The sequence below is a fragment of the Persicimonas caeni genome, from assembly GCF_006517175.1.
Lineage (GTDB): Bacteria > Myxococcota_A > Bradymonadia > Bradymonadales > Bradymonadaceae > Persicimonas > Persicimonas caeni.
In genome coordinates, this window is record NZ_CP041186.1 from 7,690,475 (window position 1) to 7,708,497 (window position 18,023).

12 protein-coding genes are annotated in these 18,023 nt (G+C 62.7%); 10 read left to right on the forward strand and 2 right to left on the reverse strand.

The features are described 5' to 3' along the window. Window positions 1-132 precede the first annotated feature (132 nt). Genes FIV42_RS28605 through FIV42_RS28615 form a run of 3 tightly spaced genes read left to right on the forward strand, consistent with a single transcriptional unit; the run spans window position 133 to window position 4,556 of the window. Entirely contained in the window at window positions 133-1,644 is a 1,512-nt protein-coding gene (locus FIV42_RS28605) for an MOP flippase family protein (RefSeq protein WP_141201006.1), read from the forward strand. Continuing rightward, window positions 1,645-3,711: a sulfatase gene (locus FIV42_RS28610; RefSeq protein ID WP_141201007.1), complete on the forward strand. Its 2,067-nt coding sequence runs from the start codon at window positions 1,645-1,647 to the stop codon at window positions 3,709-3,711. 32 nt (window positions 3,712-3,743) lie between these two features. After that, complete coding sequence (locus tag FIV42_RS28615; RefSeq protein WP_141201008.1) at window positions 3,744-4,556, forward strand: sulfotransferase family 2 domain-containing protein; 813 nt, start codon at window positions 3,744-3,746, stop codon at window positions 4,554-4,556. 224 nt (window positions 4,557-4,780) lie between these two features. Here the strand turns inward: FIV42_RS28615 and FIV42_RS28620 are convergent, their stop codons facing one another. Continuing rightward, window positions 4,781-6,010 (reverse strand): glycosyltransferase, encoded by a 1,230-nt coding sequence (locus FIV42_RS28620; RefSeq protein WP_141201009.1) that lies wholly within the window; start codon window positions 6,008-6,010, stop codon window positions 4,781-4,783. A gap of 48 nt (window positions 6,011-6,058) precedes the next feature. Between FIV42_RS28620 and FIV42_RS28625 the strand changes: the two genes are divergently transcribed. Further along, complete coding sequence (locus FIV42_RS28625; protein ID WP_141201010.1) at window positions 6,059-6,970, forward strand: glycosyltransferase; 912 nt, start codon at window positions 6,059-6,061, stop codon at window positions 6,968-6,970. A 566-nt stretch (window positions 6,971-7,536) separates the two neighbouring features. On the opposite strand, the gene FIV42_RS28630 is transcribed toward FIV42_RS28625, so the two are convergent. After that, a complete protein-coding gene (locus tag FIV42_RS28630) occupies window positions 7,537-9,117 on the reverse strand; it encodes a trypsin-like serine protease (protein WP_141201011.1) in 1,581 nt (526 codons plus the stop codon). 415 nt (window positions 9,118-9,532) lie between these two features. Here FIV42_RS28630 and FIV42_RS28635 point away from each other — a divergent pair, with 415 nt between their 5' ends. The 6 genes from FIV42_RS28635 to FIV42_RS28660 all read left to right on the forward strand — a co-directional run bounded on the left by FIV42_RS28635 (window position 9,533) and on the right by FIV42_RS28660 (window position 17,982). Then, window positions 9,533-10,567: a hypothetical protein gene (locus FIV42_RS28635; protein WP_141201012.1), complete on the forward strand. Its 1,035-nt coding sequence runs from the start codon at window positions 9,533-9,535 to the stop codon at window positions 10,565-10,567. A 27-nt stretch (window positions 10,568-10,594) separates the two neighbouring features. After that, window positions 10,595-10,870: a hypothetical protein gene (locus FIV42_RS28640; RefSeq protein WP_141201013.1), complete on the forward strand. Its 276-nt coding sequence runs from the start codon at window positions 10,595-10,597 to the stop codon at window positions 10,868-10,870. Between the two features lie 217 nt (window positions 10,871-11,087). Beyond that, entirely contained in the window at window positions 11,088-12,068 is a 981-nt protein-coding gene (galE, locus tag FIV42_RS28645; protein WP_141201014.1) for a UDP-glucose 4-epimerase GalE, read from the forward strand. Window positions 12,069-12,193: 125 nt separating this feature from the next. Further along, on the forward strand, window positions 12,194-12,814 hold the full coding sequence (locus FIV42_RS28650) for an inorganic pyrophosphatase (protein ID WP_141201015.1): 621 nt from the start codon (window positions 12,194-12,196) through the stop codon (window positions 12,812-12,814). Between the two features lie 223 nt (window positions 12,815-13,037). Then, window positions 13,038-16,472: a hypothetical protein gene (locus FIV42_RS28655; RefSeq protein ID WP_141201016.1), complete on the forward strand. Its 3,435-nt coding sequence runs from the start codon at window positions 13,038-13,040 to the stop codon at window positions 16,470-16,472. A gap of 22 nt (window positions 16,473-16,494) precedes the next feature. Continuing rightward, the gene (locus FIV42_RS28660; protein ID WP_141201017.1) at window positions 16,495-17,982 is read left to right on the forward strand and encodes an HAD-IG family 5'-nucleotidase; all 1,488 of its coding nucleotides are present in this window, start codon (window positions 16,495-16,497) and stop codon (window positions 17,980-17,982) included. Window positions 17,983-18,023 lie beyond the last annotated feature (41 nt).

Below are 18,023 nucleotides of genomic sequence, written 5' to 3' on the forward strand. Positions count from 1 at the left end.
CCAGTCTCGGCGTCGGACTCTGGCACGAGTCAGCGCCGCTTGCAAATCACTCGTGCAGCATAGAAAGTGCTCGCTCGTTCCTGCCGCGCGCAGGCCGTTGTAGTTGCAGTACCCGATTCCGAAGCACGCTTCATGTCTCTCATCGACAAAACCATCCGGGGGATCGCCTGGAGCACCGCCGGCAAGATCTTTGCCCAGGTGTTCGGTTTTGTGCTGTCGATCGTGTTGGCGCGCCTGCTCGTCCCCGAGGACTACGGTCTGTGGGGGATGATCGTCGTCATCGTCAACTTCATCACCCTCTTTGGTGAACTTGGCTTTGGCGCGGCGCTCATCCAGCGCAAGGAAATCGACGAGCGCCACCTCTCCTCGGTCTTCTGGCTCAACGTCGTCGTCGGCGTCGTCCTGGCCGCCCTGCTCGCGCTGAGCGCGCCAGCTATCGCCGAGTTCTACGAGCAACCCCTGCTCGTCGACCTGACCCGCATCGTCGCGCTCAACTTCTTGGTCGCGCCGCTCAACATGGTCCAGCGCGCCATCTTCAACCGCGAGATGTGGTTCAAGCAGCTCGCCGTGGTCGATTCGGTCAAGGTCGTCATCGCCGGCTGCGTCGCCGTGGGCATGGCGCTGACCGGCTGGGGCGTGTGGAGTCTGGTCGGCCAATCGGTCACCATCACCGTCGTGAGCGCCATCGCGTTGTGGTTCGCCTCCGATTGGCGGCCGAGCTTCACGTTCGACCGCCACGCGCTGGGCGACCTGCTCGGCTTCAGCGCCAACCTGTTCGGCTTCAAGACCATCAACTACTGGGCGCGCCAGGTCGACGACGTCCTCATCGGCAAAGTAATGGGCGCCTCGGCGCTCGGCGTCTACACCCTGGCCTACTCGACGATGATGGTGCCTCTCAAAGAGGTCACCCACGTGTTGAGCGGCGTGATGTTCCCGGCGTTGTCCAAGATTCAAGACGACCCCGCCCGGGTCAAAGGGATCTATTTGCGCGCGATTTCAATGATCGCGCTTATCACCTTCCCGATGATGCTCCTGCTGTGGGCGAGCGCCGACGTGTTCATCCTGACCGTCTACGGCGAGAAATGGGCGGGCGCGATCAGCATCCTCGAGATCTACTGCTTCGTGGGCCTCTACCAGTCGATCGGCACCTCGGTGGGCTGGCTCTACAAGTCGCAGGGCCGCACCGACCTGATGTTCAAGTACGGGTTGGTGGCCAGCATTCTGATCATCGTGAGCATCCTCATCGGCGTGTATATCGGCACCGTCGAGGCGGTCGCGATTTCGTACGCCATCATGACCGGCGGCGTGCTCATCTATCCGCAGTTCATGATCCCCGGAAAGCTCGTCGGGATGCGCTTTCGCGAGGTGATCGGCGCCGTGGCCAGCATCTTCGGCTGTGCGGCGCTCGCCGCGGCCGCCATCTGGGGGCTGGGCACGCAGCTCCCCGAGACGTGGCCCGCCTGGGCGCAGTTTGTCACGCAGGCCGTCTCGGGTATCCTGCTCTATCTCGGGATCATCCATACCCTGAAGATCGCGGCGTACGTCGAGCTTCGCGACTTCATCCGTGAGCAGTTGGCCAAAAAGCGTGGCAAAACAGACGACATCGATAGGGGCGACGCCGATAAGGACGAGGGGGCGCAGTAGATGAGCTCCGACGCCAAATCGAGCCGTACGCTCTCGTCGGCGGTGATGCCCCTGGCGGTCGCAGGCGCGGCGGCTGGGCTTTTTCTGGGCGGCGTCGACGCGGCGTGGTCGATTGTGTCGGGCTTCGCGGCCACCCTCGACGGGCCGGGGCTAGCCGGGCTCGTGGGCGTCTCCGCGCTGCTCTCCGGCGGGCTCGGCGGCTGGCTCGGGGCGCTGCTCGGCCTGCTCGCCTGGGGCCTTTCGAAAGCCCGCGCGCTGCAGCCCGCCGAGAGTGGCCTGCTGTCGACGAAGAATATCCTGGGTGCGTGCCTCACCGCCGGTTTGGTCGTCGCCGCCCTGCTCTTTCGGATGGACGCGGTCTTTCCGTATCTGTCGATTCCGCCGCTGGCCGTGGCCGGGGTGCTCGCGCCCTTTTTATTCGTCCATCGCACGGCCGCCGTGGCCCGCTGGGTCGTCTGGGGCGTACTTGTCGTCGCCATGGGCGCACTCGCCGAGGTCGGCGTCTACGAGTTCTCGCGCCACGGCTCGGGCTCCGGCGCGCGCCTGCACGGCCTCGTGGTGCTCGGCTACTGGGCGGTGGCCACCCTGGGCGTGTACGCGCTCATCCGCAAAAAGCTCGCCAGCACATCACTCACCTCGCCCACGATGCTCGCAGCCGTGCTCGCCATGGCGCTCGTGGCGACCGTGATGGTCCCGTGGGCGCTGGCGACGCGCGGCTGGCATAGCCTCAAGACGGTCGCCTACCTTCGCACGGCGGTCACGTATCGAGCTTTGAGCGCCCTGCCCCATTTCGAGCCCCTCTCGCGCGACGCGACCGCCAAACAGCTCGCAAACCTCGCCTCCAAATTCGAATGCGCGACGGATACACCCACGCAGCCTCCGGTGGCGCGCGCAGCCTTCGAAGGGCCCGAGCCCGTACGCGGGGTCGTGGTGGTCGTCGTCGACACCTTTCGCATCGATCGCTTCGGCTCCTGGCGCGACGGTACGCCCCTGACGCCGAACCTCGACGCGTTTCGAAAGACGGCGCACACGTTCAACGCGGCTTACGCCTCGACGCCAAAGACCTGGCACTCGGTCGGCGCGCTGCTCACGGGGACTGCGCCGGGCCTCCAGAACGCACCGCTCGAGAGCATTCACGAGCGCATGATCGTCGACGACCTGCACGCCGCCGGAGTGCACACCGCCGCGGTGCCCACGCACCGCTATATGCGCCATCTCGTGGCCGACTTCGAGCAGATGTCGCTCGACGCCTACGGCGACAACAAGCCCGAGCACGAACCTGCCGCCGAGCAGACGACGCGCGCAGGTCTCGCCCTGTTGGACGATATCGCCCAACGGGACGACGACACCGGCAAGGAGCAGCGCTTCTTCACGCTCGTGCACTATTACGGCCCGCACGCCCCCTACGAGCTCAACGAACACTTTAAGTTCGGCGACGACATGCAGGCCCGCTACGACGCCGAGATCGCCAACACGGACCATTGGGTCGGCGAGCTTCTGGCCGGCGTCGACGAGCGCTTCGGCGAGGACGTGGCGGTGTTGGTGCTGTCCGACCACGGCGAGGAGTTCTGGGATCACGGCTACCGCTACCACTCGCTGCGGCTCTACGACGAGTCGACGCGCGTGCTGATGATGCTGCGCGCGCCGGGAGTCAGCCCCGGCGCCCCGCTGCGCCGCCTGGTCAGCACGGCCGACGTGGCGCCGACGCTGCTCGAGCTATTGGACGTGCCGGGCGACGTGGAGTCGATGGAGGGCCGCTCGCTGCTCGACAACACCGACGAGCCGCCCGTCTTTTTGATGAGCGCGCGCAAGAACAGCGTCGGGCTCGTCGACGGCGCCGCCAAGCTCATCGTCAATCGCCCGGCGGGGATTCTGGAGCTGTACGACCTTTACGCCGATCCGAGCGAACAGAAGAATATCGCCGATCGCCGCCCCGAGGCGGTCCACGCCATGTATTGCAAGTTGAGCGCGATGATGCGCGAGAAGGGCGAGCCGATCGACGCGCCGCCCTTCTCCATCCCCGAGCCGATCAAACGGGCCCACGAAATCCGTGGCGCCACAAAATAGCTTTGACCCCCATCAACCCTGCGCAACGCCATATGCCCACCAAGACTGATCTGCAAGCCACCGTCGCCAACGTCGGCTCCTTCATTCGCCAGTCGGTCACCCGGCCGGTCGAGGACCGGATCTTCTTCGTCCACCTGCCCAAGTGCGGCGGCAAGTCGATCGACAAGGCCATCCGTCGGGTGGTGCGCGCGGTGCCGGGCCGCCGCCGCGGGCGCATCGTGTCGCTCGACGAGCCGGCGACCACCAGGGCCGCCGACGCCATGGGCGTATCGGTTTGGGACGTGCGCGACCACCTTCAGGCCTTCTACCTGAGTCAAGACGACGTGCATTACCTGAGGGGTCACTTCCAGGTGCGCGAAGACCTCATGGAACGCTACGCCGGTGAGTTCGCCTTCGTCACGGTGATGCGCGAGCCGGTAAAGCGCTGGATCTCGCACTACTTCTTCAACCGCTACAAGAAGGACGACCACTTTCGTATCGAGATAGGGCTCGAGGAGTTTGTGGAGACGGAGCGCGCCCGTGACCTGGGGCAGATGTACCTGCGCTATTTCAGCGGCACCGGACAGGTGGAGGGGTCGGTGGGCGAAGACAAGGACGTCCGCGACCGCGCGCGACGCAATTTGGAGCGATTCGAGCTCGTCGGGTTCCTCGGTGAACTCGATGATTTCCGCGCGAAGTTCGAGAAGCGATTCGGAGCCGACCTCACTACCTTTAAACGCAACAAGAACCCCGCGCCGAAGGCTGCGCTTCGCGAGGAACTCACCCCGGAGCTGCGCGCGCGCATCGAAGAGCTCTGCGAGCCCGACATCGAGCTGTACGAGCATGCTCGCGCTCGGTACGCCTGAGCACGGCTCTGGAATCTGCTCCGGCCCCTTTGGAAATCTCCCTGGCATGCGTGGAACGCGTTCCACACCCTCCCAAGAGCGTTCCGAAAACGCCCGAGACTCTTCCCTCGTTGTCCAACGATGAATCCAAGAGCGCCGGGGCTATTGCGAGAACGCCGGGGCGCGTCGGCGCACGCCGGGGCACCTACGCGTACGCTGGGGAGATTACGCGCGAGCCGGAGAGATTACGCGGAGGAGATCGCCTCTTCGTAAAGAGCCAAAAGCGCTCGATTGAGCTTCTGCAGGTCGTACCGCCCCTCGACGAGCGCACGCGCTCGCCGGGACATCTTCCGCCAGTCCTGCTCGCGTTCGATGAGCTTGGCGAGGGCGTCGGCCAGCGCGGTGGCGTCGCGCGACGTGCAGACGTAGCCCGTCTCGCCGTGGATCATGCCCTCGGAAATCCCGCCGATATCGGTCACGACCACCGGAAGCCCGGTCGCGTGGGCCTCCTGGACGACCACGCCCTGCGTCTCCTCGTCGCCGCGGGCGGTGCGCACGCTCGGCAACACGAAGATATCGGAGTCGGCGTACAGCTCGCGGACCTCATCGTGCGTCTTCGGCCCGAGAAGCTCGACGCGCCCGCCCAGGTCGAGTTCGTCAATGAGGGCCTGCAGCTCGGCCTCGAGCTCGCCGCCGCCCGCGATGCGGTAGACGACGTCGAAGCCTCGGTCGACGAGTTCCCGTACCGCCCGAATCGCGTACGAGAGCCCCTTTGCGGGCACCAGACGCGCCACCGAGACCAGACGCACCGGCTCGCCGGGTTCGTGGGTCGGCTCGCGATACTCGAAACTGCTCAGGTCGACGCCCATCGGCAGCACGCGGATGCGCTCGGCGGGGCAGCCGAGCTCGATGAGCCGCCTCTTCAGGAACTGCGAGTTGACGGTAAAGAGGTCGCCCCACCGAAACATGCTGCGGTAGCTGTCGGCCCCCTGCTGTCTGGGATAGACGTTGGCGCCGTAGCCGTGGAAGGTCGTGATCACCTTCGTGTCGTAACCCAGGCGACGAAGCGCCGAGGCGTAGCGGCCGTAGTCGCCGAAATGACAGTGGATCACGTCGAAGGGGCCGGCGTCGATGAGTTGCGGCAAAAAATAGCCGGGCAGCGGCGAGATCTCGAGCCGGCTCGCTCCGCACTTGTTGAGCGCGCGCAGGGTGTCGAACTGGGCTCGGCGGCTGTGCCCGCGCAGGTGGGCGAGCATGCGGCGCCACCGCCCCAGCCCCGCCGGGGGGATTTCGGGGCGGTAGTGGGTCTTCGCGCCCAGATCGTAGTGTTGAAAAGCCCGGTGCATGACGGTATCAACGACCGGCGAGGCGAAGATCTCGACGTCGGCGCCCAGGTCGATCAACCCGGTGATCTGCTGGAGGATGAACGTCTGGGAGAGCTGAGGGAACTTCCCTGTTACAAAAGCAATGCGCATAGTCTCGCTGCTGTCTGAGAGCACGTGCGTCCCGTCACTTCGTACACCATGACACAAGCCCTACCAAGCGTCTCGGTCATAATCCCGGTCTACGATGACTACAAGCGCCTCGAACGGTGCCTGTACGCCCTCGAAGGCCAGACCTATCCGAACGACCGCTACGAAATCATCGTCGTCGACAACGGCACGCCCGAAGAGCGCGTGCCGGACATCGAGGAGACGTTCTCGAACGTTCGCGCCATCCGCGAGGAGACGCCCGGCTCGTACGCCGCGCGAAACGCGGGCATCGCCGCGGCCACCGGGGACGTCTTCGCCTTCACCGACGCCGATTGCCTGCCCGCATGGGACTGGCTCGAGCGTGGAGTCGAAGCGCTGGAGCGCGACCCCGAGATTGGACTCGTGGGCGGTCAGATCCTGCTCTTCGCCAACAACGAAGACGAGATGACGCTCGCCGAGACTTGGGAGATGCTCGACGGGTTCCCGCAGGAAAAATACGTCGAGGAGTATAATTTCGGAGCCACGGCCAACGTCTTTACCCGCCGCGAGGTGGTCGAGGACGTGGGCCCCTTCAACCTCGAGTTTTACTCGGGTGGTGACCGCGAGTGGGGCGAGCGCGTCGCCGCCGATGGATGGAAAGTGGTTTACGCCGCCGGCGTGCGCGTGCGACACCCGGCGCGACGCACCTTGGGCGCGTTGCTAAGAAAGACCCTTCGCACGACGCGTGGAGACTTTCAGCGACAGCAACAGCACGGCAACTGGTCGCCTTTTCGGCGCGCGACGCGCTTCGCAGAAGCCTGCTTTCGACTGGCCACGCCAGTTCCGCGTGCCGCTTGGATACTAGCGACCGCGTCGGGGAGTCCGGCGACGCGCGGCCGCTATGCGCTCGTCCATACCCTAGTAATGGCGACCAAGGAGTGGGAACTCATCAAACTATTGTGTCGCAACCATCCGGACGGCTGAGTTGCGGCGCCTCGGTCTTTCTCTTCCATCGTAAGCGCTCTTGTCATCCGTGGCGATGCATTCTCTTCGGTCCCTTGCCTACGAAACCGGTAGATTGCAGACGTTCACTGCAATCGCGATAGAATCGAAAAGCCTCCGTCGGGCAAAGCCGACGGAGGCTCGCGAACAGTAGCTCGCCCGAAGTCACTCCACCAAGGTCTAGCGTAGTGGAGACAGCCGGGATCTGGCTGTCCCTCAAATAGCCTGCTCGAAATACTAGCTCAGGACACCAAACACGGTGGGCGGAAACACACACTGTGACGTTGTAGCATGAATCTGAGCACGAGTGGGTCATTGCGATTCGGTACGCGAGGTAATCGAGGCGGTCGAACGCGTCGGGCGTGGGCCGGTCCCAGTCGAGTTCTGCGGGGATGATTTTTTCCGCAGACCTGCCTGCCAACAGTGTTCCGAGAAAGGCCATGCTAACTTCGACAGCCTTACATTTGTGCAATGAAGAAGAGCCCTGCTCCCCTTCTCTGGACGAAAGGAGCAGGGCTGTTGGCAAGCGGAAAGCTACCCGTTCAGGTTCAGATCTCCTTGCACTTTACGCCGAACCCGTCCGTAACATAGCCGGCGCGAATTCGAATCCCCTGAACAGCATCGCCACTGGGGCAAGATGAATAACCCCAAGTTCCATCAATAGTGCCCATTGCGGCCCCAGGTACAGCGCTAACTGAGCGGGTCCACGTCCCCACCGTGTCTCCAGGCGCCGTACATACAATCGCACTCACATTGCCAATTCGATTGTTGGCTTCATCAGCGTAGATATGCGTAATGTAGCTTCCGGGCTTGCAGTGCAACTCTTCGTTGTCGGGAAAGCGCTGCACATACCGGTTGTAGTAGTATTCGTGAATTGACATTGACGTCCAGTAGTCTCCTCCGACTCTGACGACGTAATCCTCGGTCCTGATCTTGGTGAACGTCAATGTGTCGTCATAGGGGCCACAGATAATTCCAAAATTACCCGTATCGTTCCACCCAGACGTGCGCCCGATGATTCCTACAGCCGCAAAGTCTGGAGGACAGGAGAGGTTGTAGTAGTTTCCGCCACTGCCTCCCAGCCAGGCTCCATAGTACCAAGAGCTATCATAAGGCAGGGAATCTGGTCGGTTCCCGTTGGTATGGCCGCGGTAGTCCTTGATGCGTGAGGGGAAATACGAGCCAACGTTGGTATTCCACGTGTGGCCGATGTTAACTCCGTGCACCTTTTGATTCCAGCGACTGAATACTGCCCCGCCAGATGAGCCTCCGAGTGTATCGGCATTATGCTCGAAGGTTCCTTGGTGCCCATTCCACCAGCCATTATCCTTGTCGGTCGTCATGCCGGATGACCAAAGGACCTTGTCCGTTGTGTCCCATGAGGTCTCATTGACCGATAGTACGGCTAGATCCTCAGAGTTCTCGAAGTAGTCGTAGGTGACCCGACTATGCCCCCAGATTGCCGCCGGCGGAACACTTACCGAATAGTTCCACTGGTCGGTAGCCGCTTCGCTGTCGCAGCGCAGCATCAGGATGTCGCGATCTCCATGTTGACTAGTATTGAAGCTCTCGTACGATCGGCAGTCGAATGCATCATCCCAACCGCCGATCGGGGCAGTCAGGCCGAGTTGTTTGGTGCGCCGGTCTAGGAAATTCGGAGGGTAATCGCCTGGGGCAAACTGGACCGAATACTGTGTCGAGTTGGACCTAGAATCCCAACAATGATCGGCAGTTGCTGCGTAATTGTCGGCGACCAAGAATCCTGTACATCCCCCCAAATCGAAGACGCTACGAGCGGAATGCTCGATTCTCGGCAACCCTGTATCCGTAGGGTCCTCCATATCCACAGCCCACCAGTCCTCGCTTCCAATTATTATCCCCGACTCTCGTTCCTGATACTCCTCACGTGCAGGCCCGGGTCGCTGTTCTTCAGATGCCGAGTTGCTGGCTCGCTGCGCGGGGGCTGGCTTGGCCTGCGCGTCCTGTAGGCTTGGGTCGCCGGCTTCGCCTTGGCCTGAGTCAACGGCTTCGCCGCAAGCGGCCGAGCCGAGCGTCAGAAGCAGCGCCCCGGCAATCAACGTGCTGCTCGAGGCTCGGGTCAAGATTCGGCGTCGGATAAACTGTTGCATTTTGGTGCTCCATCAAGAGAAAACTTCCATCTCGACGAACGCCCTGCCTGGCTCTGCTCTGTCCGACAATGCATGACGTTGTCGTGCGTTTTTAGACAGAGGGATCCCGTGAGCGCTTGGCCTACGCCCGAAACCAGGCCAGACAGAGAGCACTCTTTGGCCCTGATTGAGGGTTTTAGGCTCCTTGCGCTCCGATGCAAACCGGATGGCAACGCCCCCACAGGGTGTCGTCATTTGTAGTCCAAGCTTGCAGGCTGGCAGCGAGAAGTCAAGGCTCTTCTGAAAGCAGGGTATAATCGGAGACCATCGGTAGAAGGGATATTTTCTTGAGCAAGAAAAAATGGCAGCATCTCCTTGCCGAATTCACGAAACTCAAGAGCGGTGTTACCAGCACGCGCTCTAAGGAGATGCTGCCATGGACGGACAATATCGAGAGGCGATCGCAGAGGCCAGCGCTATTTTGGCAGGCGCCATGTTGGAGGACTCAGACACACTCATTGCGCAAGGAAGAAAGCTGGTTCTGAAGGTCAAGAGGGTGTTGTGGCCGCTCGGATGCGTGTTGGTTCGCACGCTGCTTCGACAATTGAAGGCCAAGCTTATCAAGGAGGCGAAGCAAAGAGGTTTGACCGTCGAGAGGCGCCGAGAAGTTTGTTTCAAGATTTTGTTTGGCCCCATTCCCGTCGAGTCGGTCTATATGTACGACCGCGACAGCAACGAAGGCTATCGGCCTCTCAAGGAGCACTTTGGCGTGGTCGGACGCGGCTACAGCGACGGCGTCGAACGAGCGCTCACCGAGTTTGGCATCGAGAAGTCTTTCGGACGAGCAGCCGCGCAATTTGAAGAGCATTACGGCTGGGAAGTTGGGCGCACCAGGGTGCTCAGATTGACCGAGAAGCTCGGTGAGCGTGCCGAGGTGTACCTTCAACAACGGTGTAAGCAAGGCGAAACACGCTATTTGAGCCCCGATGCGACCGCAAACAAGGCAGCCACGATGGTCACCAGCCTTGACGGCTGCATGATTCGAACCGGGAAGATGATGACCGCCAAACAAGCCGCCCAGCAGGCCGAGGAAGAAGCCGTTGCTCGGTATAATGCTTCTCTCGAGCCTGACAAAGTCGTGCGTACCGAGGCCTGGAAGGAAGTGCGAACCGGTCTGGCGCGAAAACCCGGCCAAGTCGAGCCGACCTACGTGTGTCGGCGGGGAAGCTACGACGAGGGCTGTCGACAACTCTTTGGAGCTGCGGGCTTGGAGGGGCTGGGTTATGACACGAAGGCGCTCGGCTTGATCGACGGGGCAAATGGGCTCAAAGAAGCCATGGAGATGTCGTTTGCTGACCTCCAGGTCATCCTCGAGCCCAGCCACCTGCGCCACCACTTCTGGGAGACCAGCAAAGCGATGGGACAAACCGAAGAAGTCGGCGAGCAGTGGATTGACGACCATTTCGAGTAGATCGCTCATAGTCACGGGCTTAAAGTCGTGGCCGAACTACAGTCTGAGAGCGACCGGCGCTCGACCGACGGACCGACCCCAGCCAGCGAGCGAGTCGACCGGCTCGTCGAGTACCTTCGCCGCTTCATCAACTGCGTGCACTACAAAGAGTACCGCAAGAAAGAGTGGCCCATCGGCTCGGGCGAAGCAGAGGCCGCACACCGCTACATCCCGCAGGAGAGACTCAAGATCTCCGGCGCATGCTGGCGCGAAGAAACGCTCAATCCGATGCTCGCGCTACGAGTCGCCCGCGCCAACGGATGATGGGACGACTTCTGGCAATCTGAACACGCGGCTCGTGCCGCTTAACCGATCACCATGGAGCACACCCCTGAAAGCAGCGCTCGTCGACAGAATCGAAGAGACACTCCCACGATCCTTTTGACGTACTCTCTTCACCTGCGTATGAGTCTTCATCTGCGCATGAATTTGTGCAGCACGGTCACAAGGCGAATCTCACGCAGCCAATTTGGAGCCCCTCATGAGCAGCATCCTCGTCACCGGCGGAGCCGGATATATCGGAAGCCACGTCGCCCACGAGCTGGTCGACGACGGCCGCCAAGTGGTCATCCTCGACAACCTGTCGACGGGCGTGCGTGAGAATATGCCCGACGAGGCCACCTTCGTGCACGGCGACGTGGGCGACTACGAGCTCGTGGTGCGGCTTCTGGCCGAGCACGACGTCGCCGCGGTGATGCATTTCGCCGGCAATATCGTGGTGCCCGAGTCGGTGGAGAACCCGCTCAAGTACTATCGGAACAACACGGCGGCCACGCGAGAGCTCCTGTCGGCGTGTGTGGCGACCGGTGTGGGGCAATTCGTCTTCTCGAGCACGGCGGCCGTCTATGGGATGCCGAGCGCCGAGGAGCTCCCGGTCACCGAAGAGACGCCCACGGCGCCCATCAACCCTTACGGTGCCTCGAAGCTGATGACCGAGTGGATGCTGCGCGACGTCGACCACGCCCACGACTTTCGCTACGTGGCGCTTCGCTACTTCAACGTCGCCGGCGCCGACCCGAAAGGTCGCACCGGCCAGTCGACCCCGCAGGCGACGCACCTTATCAAGGTCTGCTCGCAGACCGCTCTGGGCATGCGCGACGAGCTGTCGATCTTCGGCACCGACTACGAGACGCGCGATGGCACCTGCATCCGCGACTACATTCACGTCACCGATCTGGCGCGGGTGCATATCCTCGCGCTGGAGGCGCTGGAGCGTGGTGAAGAAAGTCGCGTCTTGAATTGCGGCTACGGTCACGGCTATACGGTTCGGGAGGTTATCGACGCGGTCAAGCGCGTCAGCGAGGTCGACTTCGACGTGGTCGAGGCCCCTCGCCGCGCCGGAGACCCGCCCGAGCTCATCGCCGACTCGACGAAGCTGCGCGAGCAGTTCGGCTGGCAGCCCGCTCACGACGACCTCGACGAAATTGTTCGAACTGCTCTGGAGTGGGAAGAACAGACCTGAGATAAACGATGTACATGCTGCATAGGACCCAGTGAGAGCCGAGAAAGGCCATGTCGGTTTTTCTCTGCCCTCTCTGCGTCCTCTGCGGTGACTTTTCCCGGTGTAATTACCTAGTAGGAAGTATCATGGCATTTCCGAGTCCCTTTTATCGTTGGCGTCCGCACCCCTGGCACGGCCTGTCGGCCGGGCCCGACATGCCCAAAGTCGTCCACGCCTACATCGAGCTCACACCGTTCGACTCGGTGAAGTACGAGATCGACAAAGAGACGGGCTACCTGCGCGTCGACCGCCCGCAGCGCTACTCCTCGCAGCCGCCTGCGCTGTACGGGTTCATCCCGCGCACCTTCTGCGGCCCGCGCGTCGCCGACCTGTCGAGCGACCACGCCGAGCGCGCCGACCGTGACCCGCTCGACATCTGCGTGATCAGCGAGCGCGCCATCAACCGCGCCGAAGTGCTGCTCAACGCGCGCATCGTCGGCGGACTGCGCATGATCGACCAGGGCGAGGCCGACGACAAGATCGTGGGCGTGTTGGACAACGACTCGTTCTATTCGCACGTCGAGGACATCACCGACCTGCCCGAGGTGCTCGTCGAGCGTCTGCGCCACTACTTCTCGACCTACAAGACCGCTCCGGGCCAAGAGCAGGAGCGTCATATTGAGGTCGACGAGATCTACGGCGCCGAGCACGCCTACGAGGTCATCGAGGCATCGCTGAAAGATTACGGCGATCAGTTCGGCGAGTAAGAGTTCGAGTTCCATTGCTTGGTGGCGGGGCCCCTCCGGCGGCTCTCGCTACGCTCCGCCGCCACCTCCCCCGCGCTGAACACGCCGGGGAGGAGCCGAGCGCTTTCTGCGAGTCGAAGGGGCCGCCACAAGAAGCAAGGGATCTCAACTTTACCTCCCCTCCCCCCACAACGTACACTCCTGGAAACATCACCTTGTCTGACGGATGTTTCCGGAGATTATTGTGCGTACACACCCCAGCCGCCTCATCTGGCTCTGCCTTCTGAGCACCGCCCTCCTCACCACAAGTTGTTTTGAAGACAACAAGCCTCCCGAAGGGCTTCGACAGACCCAGAAGGCCGCCGGGCCGACGGTCGTCTTCAACCTCGACGACTGGCCGTTCCCCGACATCCCGTTCCCCAACGATTTGGCGACGGTCGCCGACGAGACGAGCCCGACGGGCAGGCGCATCAACGTGTCGATGTTGGGCGCGACCGAGGCGGAGTCGAAGGTGCGCCGCTACCTCAACCGGGCCACCGGCTTTGGCGTGTTCATGCCCTTTTCGGTGCGCTTCGACGCCCCGCTCGACCTCCAACGCATCATCGAGCGCCACCGAGAGCGCGTGCCCGACTTCAGCGACGACGTCGTCTATCTGATCAACGTCGACCCGGACAGCCCCGAGTACGGCACGGCCGAGCTCATCGACATGGGCCGTGGCAACTTCCCTATCACGGCGGCCGAGCCCGACGGGTACTTCCGCAACGACCCACGCTCCGAGGGCATCTCGCTGCTCGTCGAGACCTACGCCGAGGAAGACCTCGACGGCGACGGTGAGCTCGACCCCATCGAGGACACCGACGACGACGGCGTGTGGGACAAACCGAACACCCTCGACGACACCCAGAGCCCCTACGCGCCCGGAAACCTGCTCGACTTCTATGAGCGCGAGACCAACACGCTGCTCATGCGCCCGGTCTACCCGCTGGCGCCCGAGACGACCTACGCGGTGGTGCTCACCAGCGATCTCATCGGCGAAGACGGCAACCCCGTCCAGAGCCCGTTCGCCTCGATCAACCACACGCGTCAGAGCGAGGACCTCGAGCCGCTGGCCGAAATTCTGCCGCAGATTGCGCCCGATCGATTCACCAAAGACCTCGACAACGTGCAGTTTGCCTGGACGCTGACGACCGGCTCGCCGACGCGCGAGCTCGAGGCGGTGCGCGCCGGCCTGTACGGCCACGGAAGCTTGGGTTGGCTCGGCGACGATTTTCCGGCCGAGTTCAAGATGCTGCACAACCCCAGCGGTGAAGGCGACCAGAAACCGCTCACCTTCAACCTCGACCGACTCATCCCGCTGCTCGCTCCGGTCGCCTCCGAGGCGCTCGGCTCGGGCGGCGACATGAACGCGCTCGAGGACGCCATCAGCGAGATCGACTACATGGTCTCGGGAAGCTTCATCTCGCCGTATTTTCTGGCGGATAGCGACGGGCTGGCCGACGCCGGCGCCGACGCGACGCTCAAGGTGACCAACCCCGGCGACGACGACGAGACCTTCGACATCGACATCGCCGCCGGCACCGCTCGTGTGCGTCCCGGCGAGGTCACCTTCCACTGCGCGGTGCCCGCCGAGCAAGAAGGCCGCAAGCCGCCCTACCCGACGATCATTTACAGCCACGCCATCGGCTCGACGCGCCTCGAGATGATCGCGTTCGCCGGCCACATGGCCAAATTCGGCCTGGCCACCTGCACCATTGACGCGGCCGGCCACGGCCTGAGCATCCCGGCGGGCATCGGCAACACGCTCGACCGCATCGCCCAGAACCTGAACATGCCGCTTCTGCCCGACGTCCTCCAGCACGACCGGGCCCGCGACCTCGACAACGACGGCGAGGTGGAGACCGGCGAGGATTATTTCGTCTCCGACCTGCTCCACTCGCGCGACATGATGCGCCAGACGACCATCGACCAGATGCAGCTCATTCGCATCCTGCGAAGCTTCGACGGCCAGAGCCGCTGGGAGAACACCATCGACGAAGAGGACCCTCGGATCGCCGACAAGCGCGAGTTCGTGGCCGGCTGGGACCAAAACGGCGACGGCAAAGGCGAGATTCGCGGCGACTTCAACGGCGACGGCGTCGTCGACTTCGGCGGCGATCAGCCCTACGTGGCGTGGGGAACCTCGCTCGGCGGGCTGCAGACGGGCATTTTGGCCGGCATCGAGCCGACGATTCGGGCGGCGGCCTCCAACGCCGGCGGCGGCGGGCTGGGCGACATCGCCACGCGCACCGACATCCGAAACGTGCAGGTAGGCGCCTTGCTGCCCATGTTCGGTCCGCTGCTTTCGGGCACCGCGCAGACCGACGACGAAGGCAATATCACCGGCGCGATGCGCCTCGAGTGGATTCTGCCCAGCGGCATCGACGACCGCTACGTGCCGTTCGGCACCATCGAGGGCGTCGAGAATGGCGATATGATCGTGCTGCGAAACCTGGTGCGCGAGACCCGCGAGCATATCCCCGAGGAGGAGCGCCACGCGGTCGTCCACGTGCGCAACGGACGCTTTCGCGTGGGCCTTGCCGCCGACGCCGACAGCGCGATGACCAGGCGGGCCAAGCTCGGCTTCGACCCGTCGCTCGACCTCGTCGACGATGTCATGGGCTGTCGCGAAGAAGCAGTGTGCGGCGAAGAAGAATGCGCCGACGGCAGCTACTGCGCTCCGGACGGAAGCTGCCAGCCCAGATCGGAATGCCGACCGAACTTCGACCCGTCGCAGCTCTCGGAGGAAGACGCCAAGCGCTTCGCCCGACACGTCGCCGACAATCCGACCGAGTTTGGCGACGCGCTCGTCATCGAAATTCGCGCCGCCGACGGGACGCTCAAAAAGACCATCGACACCTTCCCCAAAGACCTTATCTTCGAGAATATTCTGTACCCCAAAGGCGCGCCTTTGGCCGCGCTTCACCTGGGCTGGGGCTTGAAGCGCCAGACCCCGCGTTTCCGCAAGTTCATGGCCGTCTCGCAGATGTTGCTCGAGGTGGCCGATCCAGCGGTTTACGCGCAACATTACTTCGATAAGCCGCTGTCGTACCCGTACGAGCGGGGTAGCTACAAGAGCGGCTGGACGAACATGCTTGTCGTGGGCACCCTTGGGGACCAGACCGTACCGATCAACACCGGGATTTCGCTGGCTCGCGCCGCGGGCATCTTGGACTCGTTTATCGAGGTCGACGAGTACGGAACAACTGAGAACCAGTTTCTTGTTGAGAACTATGTCTACGAGGGCCTCTGGTGGCTCGACCGCTTCCCGGAGTACCCGAACACGCTCTTTGATCCCGATGATCTCGACCTCGGCCAGTTCATCTCGCCGCGGCAACCTGACAACACTGATCCGAACCCCGACGCAGAGCATCCCTTGCGCGCACAGATCGAGACAGACCACGGCATCAGCGCTCTTCGCCTGCCCTACCTGAACACCCACGGTGAGCACACCTTCAACGTGCCGCGCACCGACCGCGGGTTTGGCATCGCGACGTTCATGACCAACCAGGTCGGCTGGTATCTGGCCAATTACGGCCAACAGATGTCCGACAACCCGTGCATGGAATCGCTCTTCATGGAGGAGTGTGAGTTCTTCGACGCCGAATCGTTCGCGCGTCCCGAGCTGCGCACCTCCGACTAAGAACCACATTGAAAGACGTTATATGAGTAAGACCACCGCAGACACCCTTTACAACGCTTACGACGAACTCGACTGCACCCGGGGCATTTACTGCAACCGAACGCTCAACCTTCGCTCCATCAAGGCCATCGGCTACGACATGGACTACACCCTGGTTCACTACAACGTGGACCAGTGGGAGGCGCGCGCCTACTCGCACGTCAAAGCTCGCCTCAAACAAGAGGGCTGGCCGGTCGATGACCTCGAGTTCAACGCCGAGCAGGTCACCCGTGGCCTAGTCATCGACAAGGAAGGCGGCAACGTCGTCAAGGCCAACCGCTTCGGCTACATCAAGCAGGCGATGCACGGCACGAAGCCGATGGAGTACGGCAAGATGCGCGACGAGTACACGCGCACCCTCGTCGCCTTGAGCGAGCCGCGCTGGCGCTTCTTGAACACCCTCTTCTCGATCTCGGCGGCGACCATCTACTGCCAGCTCGTCGACCTGCTCGACGCCGGCCGCCTCCCCGAAATCTTGAGCTACGAGGCGCTGTACGACCGCGTCCAAAAGACGCTCGACGCCGCCCACCTCGAGGGCGTGCTCAAAGACGAGATCATGAGCGACCCGGAGCGCTACGTCGAGCCGGACCCCGAGCTTCCCCTGGCGCTGATGGACCAGCGCGAGTCGGGCAAAAAGCTCATGCTCATCACCAACTCGGAGTGGAAATACACCCAGTTCATGATGACGTATGCCATCGAGCAATACTTGCCCGACGGGATGAGCTGGAAGGACCTCTTCGACCTGGTCATCGTCTCGGCGCGCAAGCCCGACTTCTTCGAGGGCAACAACCCGATCTTCGAGGTCGTCAACGAGGAGGGACTGCTCGAGCCGTGCGTCGGCCCGCTCAAGCAGCACGGCATCTACCTGGGCGGAAACGCCTCGTTCATCGAGGACTACCTGGGGGTGTCCGGCGACCAGATTCTGTACGTGGGCGACCACCTCTTCGCCGACGTCAACGTCACCAAGAGCGTGCTTCGCTGGCGCACCGCGCTGATCGTGCGCGAGTTCGAGCGCGAGCTGCGCGCCGTCCAACAGAATCGCGACGGCCAGATCAAGATCGCCGAGCTGATGGATCAGAAAAAACGCCTCGAGGACCGCTACTCGCAGCTTCGCCTCGAGCGCCAGCGCAACAAACGCGGTTACGCCCAGCAGACCGACCGCGCCCCCGAGGCGCTCAAAGAGCTGATGGTCAAGATCCGCCAGGAGCTCGTCGAACTCGACAATCAGATCAAGCCGCTGGCCATCGAGGACGGCCAAGACTTCAACGAGTTCTGGGGCTACCTGATGCGCGCGGGCAACGACAAAAGCCACTTCACTCGCCAAGTCGAGCGCTACGCGGACATTTACACCTCACGGGTGTCCAACTTCCTGCGCTACACCCCGTTCATGTACTTCCGCGCCCCCCGCGGCAGCCTGCCTCACGACCACGGCCTGCAACTGGGCGGCTCGGAAGGTATCCGCACCGAATAGCGACGCTTTCTTCACCACGGGGACACTGGGGACACGGAGAA

What these genes read in the sequence shown, in the direction of transcription:
- galE (WP_141201014.1), top strand. Translation starts at nt 11,088, where the DNA reads ATGAGCAGCATCCTCGTCACCGGCGGAGCCGGATATATCGGAAGCCAC.
- FIV42_RS28610 (WP_141201007.1), top strand. Translation starts at nt 1,645, where the DNA reads ATGAGCTCCGACGCCAAATCGAGCCGTACGCTCTCGTCGGCGGTGATG.
- FIV42_RS28660 (WP_141201017.1), top strand. Translation starts at nt 16,495, where the DNA reads ATGAGTAAGACCACCGCAGACACCCTTTACAACGCTTACGACGAACTC.
- FIV42_RS28630 (WP_141201011.1), bottom strand. Translation starts at nt 9,117, where the DNA reads ATGCAACAGTTTATCCGACGCCGAATCTTGACCCGAGCCTCGAGCAGC.
- FIV42_RS28635 (WP_141201012.1), top strand. Translation starts at nt 9,533, where the DNA reads ATGGACGGACAATATCGAGAGGCGATCGCAGAGGCCAGCGCTATTTTG.
- FIV42_RS28620 (WP_141201009.1), bottom strand. Translation starts at nt 6,010, where the DNA reads ATGCGCATTGCTTTTGTAACAGGGAAGTTCCCTCAGCTCTCCCAGACG.
- FIV42_RS28625 (WP_141201010.1), top strand. Translation starts at nt 6,059, where the DNA reads ATGACACAAGCCCTACCAAGCGTCTCGGTCATAATCCCGGTCTACGAT.
- FIV42_RS28605 (WP_141201006.1), top strand. Translation starts at nt 133, where the DNA reads ATGTCTCTCATCGACAAAACCATCCGGGGGATCGCCTGGAGCACCGCC.
- FIV42_RS28650 (WP_141201015.1), top strand. Translation starts at nt 12,194, where the DNA reads ATGGCATTTCCGAGTCCCTTTTATCGTTGGCGTCCGCACCCCTGGCAC.
- FIV42_RS28615 (WP_141201008.1), top strand. Translation starts at nt 3,744, where the DNA reads ATGCCCACCAAGACTGATCTGCAAGCCACCGTCGCCAACGTCGGCTCC.